Here is a 14749-nt window from a genome sequence, read left to right as displayed (position 1 = left end):
TTTCTCGAATAACTAACTGAGACAGTACCGATTTTCATTTACTTATTTGAACCGCTAAATTATGTAGTGGCGACTCATACCAATTCGCAATTCGCAATTCGCAATTCGCAATTAAGAAATTTAGTGAATTGGTTTCAAAGGTGAATCGCCGTTGTAGTATCTAATTACCGCTTGTTACCTTGCGGCATAACAGTCTGATTCTGTCCTTGCAGAGATAGCCGTGCCTCAGTTTCCGAAACTGCTGGTAATGCTGGTGCAGTGACAGCATTACTAGCCCAGCGTTCATACGTTTCATTCGTCACCCAGTGAACTGTTGCCCCAGATTCCGCACCACTACGAATCATCTCTGCCGCTTCGAGCGCATCCTTCTCAAAGTCAGACTGAGGATTGCGATAAGACCACTGAATAAACCAGTACGTTCCCAACGTCCCTTCCACTTTTTGGAACTCCGCGCAGAAAATGTAGTTTTTCAGTACCGAAGTGATCGCCTGATAACAGAACTCCTTTGGATCTCCCGGCATCCCTTCCTCGCACCACTCCTGGAAAGCGCGATGGGCGAAGTGGTTGTACAGTCCAGCAAAATTGTCTTTACTGCGGCGGTGGATCAGGAAAGAAAGCAGCATGGAGGCTGGCCCCTTGAACTGGTCTTTGAGTCCGCCAGTAACAGGAATCACCCAGAGTTCAGTAAATGGCTCGTTGGTGAAATTCTCGTTGATGGTCAATGCACGGTCAGGGCGAGAGATTGCAATTGCAAAATCAGCCTTATTACCTTTGAGATATCCTCCTGCTTGTGCTTCTAGAATCGTCAGTTTTGGGGGACAATCGAGAAGGAATTGACCGTATTCTTTAGCGCAATTGGCTTGTAGTTTCGGTTGGCTGGGTGGAATGAGAAAAACACTGTTGTTGATTTTGATGGTTTCCATAGTTGCGTTGTTGTTGCTAAAAATTGTGTTGATACTGGATAGTGTTCGACTTAGCTATTTATGAAAATGCCAGGAATTGTTTTTAACTCATATTTCAGCAGTTCAAGTTGGCGTAGACATTTTTCTATTTCAGCTTGAATCTCTGCTCTCAATTCCTGTGGTGTCAGTAGTTTGATTTCGTTCTCTAAGCGATTTTCTTCTTCAATGGAATTGATATCAGGCATGATGATGTACCGCCAGCCTTCACCATATTGATGTGCTAAAAGACTGTCGCTTGGGTAATACTTGATGCCGATAATCAGTCCTTGTTCTGCACGCTGTCTCAAGCTGAAGCGAGGGTATTTCCAACCGTGTGGAATTGTTATTGTTGGTTGCATACTTCTGCCTTTTGATTAAATTTGATTTCAACGACTTCTTCGACACAACCCATTGCCTCGCTCAAATAATGCAGAACATCTCCCAAGTGAGTGGCTGCCTCTGGATCAATCTTTTGATCAGCAATCAACAAAAGCCAGTTTTCATCTTGGGCAATCGTCTGAATCCTCTGGTAACACGAGTTGAATGCTTGTAGTATTTCTATCGGTTCCATTGATTTATCAGATGAATTGTGGTGTTCTATTTGGATAAAATTTAGGTTTGCTCCTTCCTACACCGGTGGGTCTATCCTGCCCACCCGTTTCTTTCACTGCCACTTTCATAAATTCGTCTAGTCCAACTGCTGCTTCTTCTGCCTGGGCGTATCTTAGAGAATCCACTCCGTTAGACCAGTGGGTGATGTACTGAAATATCACCCCAATCATCGAATCGCCCTTATACACTCGATAGTTTCTGGGGCAGGCTCCGTCAGCGTAAACCAGCTTGTAGCCAGGAATCTCTTGCACCTCTGCATTGGGGTCGGTTGGAGAGAGGAGAATTTTCTCTTGGGAATTATCGAACTGGGCTTCTTTAAGAGAAAATGAGTTTATCGTGTGTGCCATGATAATTTCGTTTGTCTAATTTCGTTGTAGAGGCGATCGCATAACTCTAGGGGAAGCGATCGCTTTTCTTACTTGCAGTAATAAGGATTTCTTACACGTGTGCGTTCGGATCTGCTAGAGGACGCATAATTTTCAGTTGATGCTTATCGAAACCCGAATCTTAAAGTATGGGGTTACTTGCTGTATTTTGTGCCATCATTGTGTCTGCTTAGTGATTAAACTTGTTGGCGATTGCAGTTGTCTTGGTGTGCAATCGCCTTTCTCACTTTCAGCAACTTACGCCGCTACTGCCGCTCGGACTCCCAGCAGCGCAATCACATCTTTTGCACTGCCAGCAACCCGATTTACCCCGTACTGTCTGGGTCGAGCGTACCATCCTTGTTGATTGCACCCGACGAAGCCGACAAAGTGCCCGTTTTGATAGAGTTTGGTGCTGAACGAGAGCCAGTCAATCTCCCCGTGGTACAGACCAAAAGCAGCGCAGGCTTTCTCTAGCTCATCGCTCAATCGCTCGTTGCGCTCCAATGGAGTTTCTGGAAGTGTCGCTTTAACCTCTGCAACTCTTGTAGCGAACCAGTTGCGGTCGAATGGTAGTCGTCCCCCTTCCACAAACTGCACCCATACTGTGATTCCGCCTTCTATCCAGATGGTGCGAACTGATTCGGGTTCCACTTCGATAATCTCGCCAATGATGCGGCGATCTCTGCTGGTGAGAGGGTCTTGGGTTGGAGCTACAGCTTCGGCTTGGGATTCGAGGTGGCTGTATAGTTCTGCTTGGGCTAAGGTTTGTTCATCAACAGAAAAATCGATGATTGCTTGCGGTGTATGTGTTATGTAGGTCATAATATTGATCTCCATTCAGTTGGATAAAAAGCGATCGCTCGGTTTACCAGACAGTAGCGGTCGCTTTTGTTATGTGTGCAAACAACGTTGTGGTTTGGCACAACGCTCTCAAAAAGATTTGGCGTAGCCATATATTTGCGACTCAAAGCCAGTGGCACTTGAGCAACACCAAAACAGGAGATACAGCGTATCAGGCGACGTGTACAACTTCAAACGCTTCAACTGCCGTCCGTCGTCCTGTCGGTAATTTCTTATTCAGTGCAAATCCATTTCCATGCTGTGTACCCCTCGCCTTCTCTGGTTGTGCCAGTGCCTCGACTACTCATCAAGCCGTCACTCTGGATTGCTGTCAAAGTTCAGATAGTGCAAACCCTTTATTGCGTCCGGGTGCAGGCAGTTTGCTTTCCCTTGTCCCATGTTTTATAGTATAGCTTAATAAGTTACACTTGTAAAGTCTCACTGAATAAGTAAAGCTGAATAAGTAAAGCTTGAAAACGGAGGAAAGAAGCGCTATGATTTGCTTACATTAATGGAGAAGTGAAGTTATGAACTTAATGCAAGTTACTTTGTCGGTTGATTTGCCTGGTCTAGGCACTCGGATTAGAGAGATTAGAGAGTCCAAGGGTCTATCCCCAACTTGGGTAGCAGCCCAGGCTGGTATGAGTGTTGGGAACCTCTATCGTATAGAAACAGAAGATGCAAAGTCTTTACCGCGTGAAACTTTGCGTAAGCTTTCTGATGCCCTTGGTGTAAATTTTGATGCCGAGGTTAAAGCTGCTTTAGTGCAAGAGATGGAATAATTTTTCTACTAATGATGCGGTTAGCATAAAGCAAACGTTATTGCCTCATTAGTATATAAATTTAGTAATTGTATTTTTTGCAACTAACAATCGGAGTAATTACTGGAATTATCTTTAGATAAATAGCACAACAACTAGAAGCGATCGCCCACCGTCCAAAGTTAGCGATCGCCTGCTCAATCCGTTAACGACAAAGTGAGCTAACTATAATGCTGACACATTTTTTGAAAAATCCCCCAAATCATCTGCTGGGTTCACTTTGGTTAAGCTGCACCACCCCAACTTTTAGGCATCTACCATAGTGAGCAATAGATATGCTGACACTAGACAGAGAACAAACAACAGCACTCGATTATAGTGTTGTCAACACCAGCATCCAGGAAACCTTCACCGCCATCGATAGGTTCGAGTGGCAAGCGGTAGATGAAATTCTCCAGATGAGGGAACAACAGCTTTACCTGCAAGCTGGATATAAAAACTTTGAAGAATACTGCCAGCGTGAATTATGCGCCTGGGGTGGATACCGACGAATCAACCAACTGCTAGGAGTCAAAAAGGTCATAGACGCAGTTGGTGAGTTGGGCGGACACATCAAAAATGAGCGCCAAGCTCGTCCACTGCTGCGGCTAGTCAAGGAACCAGAAAAACTAAAACAAGCTGTAACGATCGCTCTCAAAGATAACCCGTCCCCTGGTGAATCAGACTTTGCGGCTGCTGCAAATATTGTGGTTCCTCAACTTCCACGCAAAAAGCAATCTATTCAGGAAGCAATGGTTCCCAAAATTGAGGAACCAGTGGTTCCTAAATCCGCTAAAGTCACAGTTTCACAACAGTCACACCCAAGGTATGGAGATGAGGGAACCATTGAGGCAGACGCACCAAATCGCTGGCAGCAGATTGTCACCTTTGCTGATGGTGAGAGGTTGTTGATCAACAATGCTGATTTAGATACCCCAAGCGTTCCCTTCGCCAGAGAGCGCATTTACCCCACAGAATATACAGAAGCGATCGCTGCACTCAAAGAGCAACACCAGCAAGAGTTAGAGCGACTTTCCCAGGAATTGAGGATTGGTTTGCAAACAGAGGCCACAGTCAAAGCAGAAGAACAAGTGCAAGAGCAAATCCAATCTCTGCAACAACTCTTCAAACAACAGAAAGAAGAAAATATCCAGTTGCAGCAGCGTTTAGATGAGATTGAATCGCTACGGCAGTTGGAGACTGAAAATCAACAACTCCAGCAACGTATTCAGGAACTAGAACACGCCGTACAACAACGCCCTTCTCAAGAATGGGGAAATACCATGACCCAACAGGCAACTAGAGCTTTGAACAAGCAGGTAAAGCAAGCCTTGGAGAAAACTATTGATTTGCGATCGCTAGCCCAAGAACCGCCCAAGGAGAATGCCCAAGAATGTCTACGGTTGATGGGGATGGCGTTGAAGAACTTAGCCAGCGCCATGAACAACACCCAAGCACTCGAAGCGGCAGCGCTAATTCTGGGAAGTGAGCCGACACCATCAGCGATCGCCTACCGAGCCGAACAATTGGAAATGTTGCCCCAGGCGGTTAGTGATATTAGACGGGTACTGTCAAAACCTGGGTGTAGCTGGGAGGACTATTGGGCAGTGGCGCAAGAGTATGAGGTAATCAAACAGGACTACTGGGCTGAACTTTCCATCCAAGAAACTGATTTAATTACTGCTCTCCAGAACGCATCTACTGAACCGGACACAATTGGCATCGGCTCCATCGTTGCCCACGCTGACCTCTACCGCACTTTGTATGTGGAGAGGGGTGAAGTTGTAGAGGACTTGGGCGAAGAGTTGGTGGTTGCCTGGGATTGTTGGAAGGAACAATCGAAAAAGACTGATAGGTATTTCCGAGACGAATTGCGATTCTGGCAACCGGAAAAAGAGTAGGTGAAATTGTTGATTAGAGCGATTGCTTAGTTAAAAACTGTGCAATCACCCTATGAAAAGTGTCTCCGCCGCAAACGGTAGACAACAGCACGATTATAACAATGTAGCTAGTTGTACTACCAAATGTACTGATGATTTTTTAAACCGATAAATATCAAACCAAACTCTGCAATCGCTGTAGGGAAATTTCCGTGCGTCAACATAAATAGGAGATTGTAAAATGACCGCAACTATTACAAAACCCAGGCTCAAAAAGGCTGCTAGTAAACCACAATCCCCATATAAAAGGCTTCATGTGATTATTCCAATAGAAGATATGTTGTGGACATCGCAACAAAAGCCTTCAGTTACGCAACTGTGGCAGGAATGCTGGACGGCTGACCCCTACGGTTCTCGGTGGATGCCTCTAACAAGTGCTTTGGGGTACAGTACTTTTATCTCTGCAAAGAAAATTCTATCTGACAGTGGTTTGTTCATTTTCAAGCCAGACAAGTCAATTCAGGATGGCCGCGAGACGATGAGGTGGACTGTCAAAAATCTACATGGAAGCAGAATTAGGGACTTTTGGGAGAAAGCCAATTCTTTTAATCAGCAATCAGATTCTCAAAAACAAGAACTAAATGCTGAAAAACAAGAACCAAGTGCTGAGATTTCAGAGATAGATGCTGGCTCTGAAGAAATGGGTGCTTTGTATGAAGCATCTATTTTAGGTAAAAGTCAGTCAGAACAAGCGTTCCAGAAACCCTCACGAACTGGTCAGAAACTCCTCACAAACTCTTCAAAAGAGATTGTGAGGAGTGTTTCTGACACGCTTACAGAAAATTCGCGTGTAGAGGAGACGGCTCACGCGCCCTTGGGGGGCGCTTCGCCTAAGACTGTCGAGAGCGTGTCAGAGAATGAAGTTGACTTGCCTGTGGCAATGAACTGCACGACACTAGCGCTTGTGGATGCTGCACTGAGTCAACCTGTTCCGTTGTTGGCTGAAAAGCAGGACTGTGGTGTTGAGGCGATATTCCCTCATGAAGAGACTTGTTCCGCCGCGCCCGTTGCCCAAAATGAATTTTCTGACAAGGAAGCGATCGCTAATCAAACACCGGGGCAAGTAGAACAGGGAAATTCAGCTTTGTTGTCAGGAGAAAACCAAGTCTTTAGTGTTGAAGTGAAAGTGGATCATGAGGGTAAAAGTTCCGCCGCGCCCGTGCCAAATCCTGAAAAATGGTCACATGAGGCGATTGTTGCAAGGGCAAACGCACGACCACAGCGTATGCAGAAACTGAAAGTAGCAGCGAATTCGGGGGAAAATCCGGGGTTTGATTTCTTGCAAGAGTGTTGGGATGATGACCCTGCTTTGCAGATTTTGATCAAGAAGCTGCTGGCGAAGTTTCCGCAGTGGGGGTTGGTTGCGGTGGAAAGGGTGCTTGTGAAGTGGCAAGAGTAGCAAAGATTCTGTACCCGTCGACAACTTGAAAATGGTCGAGTCGTGCGATCGCACAATGGTGCCATGTCATTTCATTCTTCTCTAAATCTCAACATTGACCAAAAGTCCGTCACTTTTAAGTAGCTGACCGCTCAGGATAATCAAACCTTGAGTTTCTAAATAGTGAAGCACTTGGTTAACACATTGTTCAACAGTAAATCGATCGGTTTGACAGATAATCTCTGGATTTATTGGTTCTTCGTAAGGGTAGGAGATCCCAGTAAAATGTTGAATTTGTCCGGCTCTAGCTAATGCGTAAAGTCCTTTAACATCAAGGGATTCACAAACGGCTATAGGAGCATAAACGTAAATTTCGATAAAGTTGGTAGAAGTTTTTTTGAGTTCCTCTCGAACTTGACGATAGGGACTGATGGCGGCAATGATCGCAATTATGCCATTACGACTAAGTAAGTTAGCCCAAAGCCAATCCGACGCACATTTATATCTCGGTCTTGTTTGCTGAAGCCTAGACCTTGTGAAAGATAGATGTGAACTATATCACCATCTAGAATTTCTGTTGGGTAACTTCGCGTTTGCAGTTTTTGGTCTAGATTGTGAGCAATCGTTGTTTTGCCAGCACCACTTAACCCAGTTAGCCAGAGAATTGCACCAAGGTGTTTCATGTTTAATTTAATACATAATCATCATATAGCGGTTTGCCGACGAGTGAGCTAGGTGGGGGCGGGTATCAGCACCAGCACCGCCGATTAACAAAGGAGTCTGTACCCCCCCAAAGAAAAAGTTCTTTCTGCCCTCTGCCTCCTACCTTCTTCAACAATTATCTCAAAACTAATGGTCTATCCCATTAGTAGGGGCAATTCATGAATTGCCCCTATATTTCATAGCTTGATGCATAAGTCCTAAATTTATTTCTTGGAAATCCCTTATATAAAGCTTGCATGAACTTGATTTTTGCTTACGCGAGCGTGTCATGAGCTTCTATTGATAAAATTTACTTATGTAATTTTGGCAAAAGTCATTACCACAAAATGATTTATGGAACAACAAAAAAATGCATATTCATCAATTTTAATCAGCAAACAAAATATATTCAGACAAAAAATAAAGTTAATGTGATGTTTATGTGATCATGTATAAGATTTAACAAAAAGTTATATTTTCAAGATTTGGTGAAGCAGTTTATGTGATTCTACTTAAGAGATAATTGAAGAGGCAAAAAACCTACATCGGGATAGGATAATTTTTTATTCTCCTCCCTGGTAGAAAAAATGAATCAAAATCCTGTAACTGTAACTAATAGCTTAGAAATAAATGCCTCACGGCAGTTCACCCCTTGGTTGTTAGAACAGAATCTCAGTCTAGCTTTCACTACATATCAAGCAGGTAAATTATTTTTCATCGGCTTGCAACAAGGCGGCAAACTATCAGTATTCGAGCGCACCTTTGAACGCTGCATGGGTTTGTATGCCCGTGGCAACAGTTTGTATATGAGTTCGCTTTATCAACTGTGGCGCTTTGAAAACATCTTACAACCGGGACAAGTTCACGACAACTACGATGCTGTTTATTTGCCCCAGATAAGTTATGTGACGGGAGACTTAGACATTCATGATATCGCCCTGAGTAATTCCCCATTCCCAAACGGCAAAATTCCCAGTGGTGGCTTAAATGAATCAGAGAATCTGATATTTGTCAATACCTTATTTAGCTGTTTAGCCAAAGTTAGTTCCACCCATAGCTTCATTCCCCTGTGGCAACCGCCCTTTATTAGTAAATTGGCAGCAGAAGACAGGTGTCATTTCAACGGGTTGGCAATGCGAGATGGTCAACCCAGATATGTGACTGTTGTTAGTCAGTCAGATGCGGCGGAGGGATGGCGGGACAGGCGGGCTGATGGTGGTTGCGTCATTGATGTGGAGAGTAACGAGATAGTAATTAAGGGGCTTTCTATGCCCCATTCTCCTCGGTGGTATCGAGACAAATTGTGGTTACTCAACTCTGGGACAGGGGATTTTGGCTACGTAGATTTGGAACGAGGCAGCTTTGAACCCGTGGCTTTTTGTCCGGGATATATGCGTGGTTGTGCATTTCATGGCAACTTTGCGATCGTGGGGATTTCTCAGCCGAGGCACAACAAAACCTTTAGTGGTTTACCCTTAGATGAAAAATTGCAACAAAAAAACGTCGAACCTCGATGTGGGTTGCTGGTGATTGACCTGCGGAGTGGAGATATTGTGCATTCCTTGCGAATAGAGGGAGCCGTACTGGAATTATACGATGTGGTGGCACTACCAGGGGTGCGTCGTCCAATGGCGATCGGCTTTAAGAGTGATGAAATTCGGCGGATGGTGACGATGGGATGAGTCTAGAGGTGAAATTTCACGTTTCTAGTAGTCTGCCAAGGAAACTTTGCGTTGTGGTCAGCAGAGGAGCGGAGGGGCAGAGGGAAAAGAACTTATACAATCTCTCCCCTGCTCCCCTGCTTACCTCCACGTAGCAATTTTGGGTTGGTACACTACTAGACTCAATAAACAACACAAGGAGAATCAACAATAATGGCGAATGCAGTTTTAAATTTATCTGACCTCAACGGCAGCAACGGCTTCGTGATTAACGGCATTGATGAGCGTGACCAATCAGGCGGTTCTGTCAGCAATGCGGGGGACATCAACGGCGACGGCTTTGATGACCTGATTATCGGGGCAAGATACGCCGACCCCAACGGACAGAATTATGCCGGGGAGAGCTACGTGGTGTTTGGCAGCAGTACTGAGTTTGGAGCCAGTTTTAACCTCTCGTCCCTTAATGGCAGCAACGGCTTTGTGATTAACGGCATTGATAGATATGACCGCTCAGGCACTTCCGTCAGCAGTGCTGGGGATATTAACGGCGACGGTTTCGATGACCTGATTATCGGGGCAAATGTTGCTTCCCCCAACAGTCAGTCTGCGGCAGGGGAGAGCTACGTGGTGTTTGGCAGCAGTAATGGGTTTGGAGCCAGTCTTAACCTTTCGTCCCTAGATGGCAGCAACGGCTTTGTAATTAACGGCATTGATGAGCGTGATTTCTCAGGCAGTTCTGTCAGCAGCGCAGGGGATATCAACAACGACGGCTTTGATGATCTGATTATCGGGGCAGCTGATGCCTCCCCCAATGGTCAGCCTTTTGCCGGGGAGAGCTACGTGGTGTTTGGCAGCAGTAATGGGTTTGGAGCCAGTCTTAACCTTTCGTCCCTGGATGGCAGCAACGGCTTTGTAATTAACGGCATTAATGAGGGTGACTTCTCAGGCGGTTCTGTCAGCAGTGCGGGGGATATCAACGACGACGGCTTCGATGACCTGATTATCGGGGCATCAAGTGCCTCCGCCAACGGTCAGAATGGTGCTGGGGAGAGCTACGTGGTGTTTGGCAGCAGTAATGGATTTGGAGCCAGTCTTAACCTTTCATCTTTGGATGGCAGCAATGGCTTTGTGATTAACGGCATTGATAACCGTGACTTATCAGGCAGTTCTGTCAGCAGTGCGGGGGACATCAACGGCGACGGCTTTGATGACCTGATTATCGGGGCATCTGGTTCCTTCCCCAACGGTGAGAATCGTGCCGGGGAGAGCTACGTGGTTTTTGGCAGCAGTAATAGGTTTGGAGCCAGTTTTAACCTTTCATCTTTGGATGGCAGCAACGGCTTTGTAATTAACGGCATTGATGCAATTGGCTTCTCAGGCAGTCCTGTCAGTAGTGCGGGGGACATCAACGGCGACGGCTTCGCCGACCTGATTATCGGGGCACCCTTTGGCTCCCCCAACGGTCAGAATGGTGCCGGGGAGAACTACGTGGTCTTTGGCTTTGGAACGCTGGCTACAACCAACGAAGATACTGCCGTGACTATCCTTGCTAGCAATATCCTACCTAGATGTACAGATGCAGAAGGCGATACCTTAAGTATTAGCAACTTCACTAACCCCACTAACGGTACACTAACACTCAACGACAACAGCACTCCAGAAAATCCCAGTGACGACTTCTTCATCTACACTCCCAATGCCAATTTCAACGGCACTGACAGCTTCACTTTCACTGTTGCTGATGGCAATGGCGGCAACACTACAGGTACTTTTAACCTCAACGTTAAACCTGTCAACGATGCACCCATTGCCGTCAATGATACTTTGACTGCTAGTTTTAATACTTCTAGTACTATCCTTGCTAGTATCCTGTTGGCTAATGATACCGACATCGATAACAGTAACCTCCGTATTGCTAGCGTTAGTGGCGTAACTAATGGTACTGCTGTGCTAAATGATAACGGCACTCCGGGCAACTCGGCGGATGATTTCGTAGTGTTTACCTCATTCAATGGTTTGAGTGGCAATGCCAACTTCAACTACACTATCAGCGATGGTAGCCTGACTAGTACTGCTACGGTTACGATCGCAGTTGGCACTAAAATTACTGGCACTAACCAAAACGATACCATCTCTGGCACTCCCGGAAATGACGCGATCGCTGGTGGCAAGGGCAATGATATTCTCACAGGCAATGGGGGTAATGATACTTTTGTTTTCCGCCTTGGCGATGGCAACGACACCATCACTGATTTTGCTGGAATAGGTATTGGCTCAAATCCATCAGCAACGGTTATTAACCAACTGGATACATTGCAATTTGTCGGTAGTGGTTTAACTGCCCGAAATCTACAACTAACTCAAAATGGTGAGAATTTAGAACTCACCTTTGCTGATGTAGTTTCTAGCAAAGTTACTCTGCAAAACTTTCAATTAGAAAATCTGGATAATTTACCAGCAAATGATTCACGGCTAGCGTTCGGTAATATCCTGTTTAATGGACAGACCAGTGTAACTGACAGTTTTGATGTCTTCAATGCCAACTCCACTCAAACTAATCTCTTTAACAAGAACACCGTCACCTTCCTCAATGACCTTAACAATAACGTCGCGGGTTTTGACAACTCCAATGATGTGATTAATGGTCAAGGGGGTAACGACATCATCAATGGTAATAGTGGAAATGACTTATTACGGGGCGGTGAAGGTGATGATATTCTCATTGGTGGAAAAGGTAATGATACAGTTGTGGGTGGCAAAGGCAATGATGTTCTTGTTGGTGGTGTGGGTGCTGACCTTTTCCTTTACAACAGTAATGCTGACTTTGTTGGTGTTGATGCGATCGCTGACTTCGAAAGCGGCAAAGGTGACAAGATTGTACTGGATAAAACTACCTTTAGTACAATTACTTCTGCTGTCGGAACTGGTTTTAGTAACATCACTGATTTTCAAATCACGAGTTCAGCAGCGACTAGCATGGCAAAAATTGTCTACGATCCTTTAAATGGTGAGTTGTTCTACAACCAAAATGGCAGCGCGGCTGGTTTTGGCAGTGGTGGACTATTTGCAACTCTAACTGGTTCGCCAACTCTCACCGCATCTGATTTTGTGCTGCAAGCATAGTTTGCTCAAAACACAGAATGTCGAGTAGACACGTCCGAAAAAGAATGTAGAGATGTAGCAGCGCTACGTCTCTACAAGGGTTCTTTATTTTTAAAGGGGGATCTTAAAATCCGCGTGTTGAAGAAACGGCTCATGCGTCCTTGAGGGGCGCTTCGCCTCAGACTTTTGAAAGCGTGGAAGAGTTGGAAAAAGACTTACCTACGGTAATAGACTGCACGACGCTAACGCTTGTGGATGTTGCACCAAGTCAACTTGCTCAGTTGCTAGCTGAAAAGCAGGACTGTGGCGTTGAAGCGATATTCCCTCATGAAGATACTTGTTCCGCCGCGCCCGTGGCTCACAATGAAAAATCATTAAATTCTGCGATGCCTGCGGCGGGCGTAGCCATCGCTAATCGAACACAGGGGCAAGTAGAACAGGATCACTTTGCTGTGTTGTTAGTTGAAAATTCAGTTTCGGGTGTAGAAATCAAAGCAGTTGATGAGGGTGAAAGTTCCGCCGCGTCCGTACCAAATCCTGAGAAATGGTCGCATGAGGCGATAGTTGCAAGGGCAAATGTACGGTCGAAGCGTATGCATAAACTGAAAGTTGCGGCGAATTCGGGGCAGAATCCGGGGTTGGATTTCTTGCAGGAGTGTTAGAATGATGATCCAGCGCTGGTGATAGTTATCAAGAAGTTACTGACAAAGTATCCGCAGTGGGGGATTGCTTGTATAGATGGGGTATTGGTTGATTGGGTGAGATAAAAATCACACTGCCTCAGAATATGTGCAGCTAAAGCGATTGCTGCTTGATAGTGCTTGTCTACTCTTGTGCAGAAGGTGTAGATCAAGATTCCCTTGCATTGATACCGCGCAAGGACGAATTACTTTCTGAAAACGGGGACGCATAATCTGCGACTCGCTCCCATCCCCACTTATAAGCAGTATCAACTAGAATTTCTTTACCATTTCGGAACTTAATAAATTCCTGCCCGTGATCGTAAAATATGTCTGCAACCAGTTGATTACGCTCGTCGTAACCCCACTTATCCACTGCTGCCCTCCACCAGCGTTTTCCGGGGGAAAGCAACTGTTCAAGTTCTAAATACTCCGGTTTCCAGTATTTGGTGCGCCATTGATTTGCGAGTGCCTCAATTAGTATCGCAGTCGGGTAGATCGGCTTCAGGTTTTAGTAAGCCGTGGAGAAAATTTATAACTATGTAACAAAGAATTAAGCAGAAAAGGTAGAGTTAAATCTTACACGTTGTGTACTGTAGCTTCCCTTTTCTCCTCTTGTTTGAATTCCATCAATGACAGCATAAGCAATGGTAGTACTCATCCTCAAAAGTTTTAGAGGCTAGTTCATCTTTTTTGAGGTGTTGCCACTCTAATTCAATTGGATTCATCTCAGAACAATATTTGGGTAGAAAAAAGATGTACAAACCCATGTCTTCCCACTTTGACCATAATTGCCGTACTTCTTTGCACCGATGTATTGGCCCGTTATCCTGCACTATGACTCTGATACGTCCACACTTTTGGGCTTGGGCTGCTTCAATCTCCATCATCTGAATATAAGATTTGCGTGAAACGCCTCCAATTACCAGACCGTAAACGAAACTAATTAACGGTTGAAGAAAGCCAATAATACTTAACCTTCGACCTCGACGCTTGCTTTGTTCTAAACGTTTTTGTTCGCCTCGGAAGTAATAGCTGTAACTCGGTTCACTCCAAGCACAAAAGCCTGATTCATCCATATACTTTAAATCTATTTCTCCAACAGCAGCAGACAATTCCAACAATTCTTACGTCTGCCTGTTTGATTTCTTGTACTACCGGGTCTTGTTTTCCTTTATGGCTTTTCCTCGTTCGCTTCCAGATGATCCCCTTTTTTTTAGTACCTGTCTTAACCAGTCAGGACTTAATTTAATTAAACGTTCTTGTTCTAACTTTTGGGCTAATTGGACGCTGTTATATGTACGTGGTTCTTTCTTCAAACATTCTTCTAAAAAAACTATGTCACCTTCCGCCCACTTCTGTTTCCCTCCACGCCCTGCTTTTTCCCAAAGCCCCTCCACCCCTAGCTTTTCCCATCTATGCAAAACTTCTCGCACTGTTTGTGCAGTCCAATTAAAGTGAGCCGCTATTTTCTCTACGTACCAACCATTTGCGCTCAATCTAATCACTTCTGCCCTGTCTTTCACTTTCTGGGGTACATCTGCCGTTCTCAAGTTGAAAAGAGTTTTATCTTGTTCTCTGGTCAGAAAGACCCTTAAACGGCTGCCCATATCTCTGTTACCTTTGTAGACACATTATATGTATTTACTTATTTTTACACAGTTTGGTTTTTCCACCTCGTTCTACTTATTTTGAAGGCATTGCTTATGATGTAACGCTTCATTA

General features: G+C 45.0%; 15 protein-coding genes and 1 pseudogene. 7 read left to right on the top strand and 9 right to left on the bottom strand.

The window, feature by feature from the left end:
• Positions 1 to 164: 164 nt before the first annotated feature.
• The 5 genes from G1O98_RS20365 to G1O98_RS20345 all read right to left on the bottom strand — a co-directional run bounded on the left by G1O98_RS20365 (position 165) and on the right by G1O98_RS20345 (position 2743).
• A complete protein-coding gene (locus tag G1O98_RS20365) occupies positions 165 to 923 on the bottom strand; it encodes a hypothetical protein (protein ID WP_243458493.1) in 759 nt (252 codons plus the stop codon).
• 50 nt (positions 924 to 973) lie between these two features.
• Positions 974 to 1300 (bottom strand): PCRF domain-containing protein, encoded by a 327-nt coding sequence (locus G1O98_RS20360; protein ID WP_163931046.1) that lies wholly within the window; start codon positions 1298 to 1300, stop codon positions 974 to 976.
• Positions 1285 to 1512: a hypothetical protein gene (locus G1O98_RS20355; protein WP_163931044.1), complete on the bottom strand. Its 228-nt coding sequence runs from the start codon at positions 1510 to 1512 to the stop codon at positions 1285 to 1287. Before G1O98_RS20355 ends, G1O98_RS20360 begins: the two co-directional genes overlap by 16 nt.
• Before the next feature lie 7 nt (positions 1513 to 1519).
• The gene (locus tag G1O98_RS20350; protein WP_175586782.1) at positions 1520 to 1900 is read right to left on the bottom strand and encodes a hypothetical protein; all 381 of its coding nucleotides are present in this window, start codon (positions 1898 to 1900) and stop codon (positions 1520 to 1522) included.
• Positions 1901 to 2176: 276 nt separating this feature from the next.
• On the bottom strand, positions 2177 to 2743 hold the full coding sequence (locus G1O98_RS20345; RefSeq protein ID WP_163931042.1) for a hypothetical protein: 567 nt from the start codon (positions 2741 to 2743) through the stop codon (positions 2177 to 2179).
• 71 nt (positions 2744 to 2814) lie between these two features.
• Between G1O98_RS20345 and G1O98_RS20340 the strand changes: the two genes are divergently transcribed.
• The 4 genes from G1O98_RS20340 (at position 2815) to G1O98_RS39020 (ending at position 6900) form a co-directional block, all read left to right on the top strand.
• Positions 2815 to 3174 carry a hypothetical protein gene (locus tag G1O98_RS20340; RefSeq protein WP_163931040.1) on the top strand — a complete coding sequence of 120 codons (360 nt, stop codon included), beginning with the start codon at positions 2815 to 2817 and terminating at the stop codon, positions 3172 to 3174.
• Between the two features lie 114 nt (positions 3175 to 3288).
• Complete coding sequence (locus tag G1O98_RS20335; RefSeq protein ID WP_012413141.1) at positions 3289 to 3543, top strand: helix-turn-helix transcriptional regulator; 255 nt, start codon at positions 3289 to 3291, stop codon at positions 3541 to 3543.
• A 314-nt stretch (positions 3544 to 3857) separates the two neighbouring features.
• Positions 3858 to 5462 carry a hypothetical protein gene (locus G1O98_RS20330; RefSeq protein WP_163931038.1) on the top strand — a complete coding sequence of 535 codons (1605 nt, stop codon included), beginning with the start codon at positions 3858 to 3860 and terminating at the stop codon, positions 5460 to 5462.
• A 220-nt stretch (positions 5463 to 5682) separates the two neighbouring features.
• A complete protein-coding gene (locus G1O98_RS39020) occupies positions 5683 to 6900 on the top strand; it encodes a hypothetical protein (RefSeq protein WP_175586781.1) in 1218 nt (405 codons plus the stop codon).
• An 81-nt stretch (positions 6901 to 6981) separates the two neighbouring features.
• Here the strand turns inward: G1O98_RS39020 and G1O98_RS41160 are convergent, their stop codons facing one another.
• Complete coding sequence (locus G1O98_RS41160) at positions 6982 to 7311, bottom strand: adenylyl-sulfate kinase (protein ID WP_322745409.1); 330 nt, start codon at positions 7309 to 7311, stop codon at positions 6982 to 6984.
• A 17-nt stretch (positions 7312 to 7328) separates the two neighbouring features.
• On the bottom strand, positions 7329 to 7562 hold the full coding sequence (locus G1O98_RS41155) for an adenylyl-sulfate kinase (protein WP_322745408.1): 234 nt from the start codon (positions 7560 to 7562) through the stop codon (positions 7329 to 7331).
• 606 nt (positions 7563 to 8168) lie between these two features.
• On the opposite strand from G1O98_RS41155, the gene G1O98_RS20315 reads away from it, so the two are divergent.
• The 3 genes from G1O98_RS20315 (at position 8169) to G1O98_RS20305 (ending at position 13006) form a co-directional block, all read left to right on the top strand.
• Entirely contained in the window at positions 8169 to 9263 is a 1095-nt protein-coding gene (locus G1O98_RS20315; protein ID WP_163931036.1) for a TIGR03032 family protein, read from the top strand.
• 192 nt (positions 9264 to 9455) lie between these two features.
• Positions 9456 to 12365 carry a cadherin-like domain-containing protein gene (locus G1O98_RS20310; protein ID WP_345940571.1) on the top strand — a complete coding sequence of 970 codons (2910 nt, stop codon included), beginning with the start codon at positions 9456 to 9458 and terminating at the stop codon, positions 12363 to 12365.
• A gap of 173 nt (positions 12366 to 12538) precedes the next feature.
• Positions 12539 to 13006, top strand: coding sequence for a hypothetical protein (locus G1O98_RS20305; RefSeq protein ID WP_243458492.1), 468 nt, complete (start codon positions 12539 to 12541; stop codon positions 13004 to 13006).
• 187 nt (positions 13007 to 13193) lie between these two features.
• Here G1O98_RS20305 and G1O98_RS20300 read toward each other — a convergent pair whose 3' ends face one another.
• On the bottom strand, positions 13194 to 13400 hold the full coding sequence (locus tag G1O98_RS20300) for a hypothetical protein (protein WP_163931034.1): 207 nt from the start codon (positions 13398 to 13400) through the stop codon (positions 13194 to 13196).
• A 253-nt stretch (positions 13401 to 13653) separates the two neighbouring features.
• Positions 13654 to 14634 (bottom strand): annotated as a pseudogene (locus tag G1O98_RS20295) (IS630 family transposase).
• Between the last annotated feature and the right edge of the window lie 115 nt (positions 14635 to 14749).

This window comes from Nostoc sp. UIC 10630, from assembly GCF_010747425.1.
GTDB lineage: Bacteria > Cyanobacteriota > Cyanobacteriia > Cyanobacteriales > Nostocaceae > Nostoc.
This window is presented reverse-complemented; position numbering and strand designations above follow the sequence as displayed.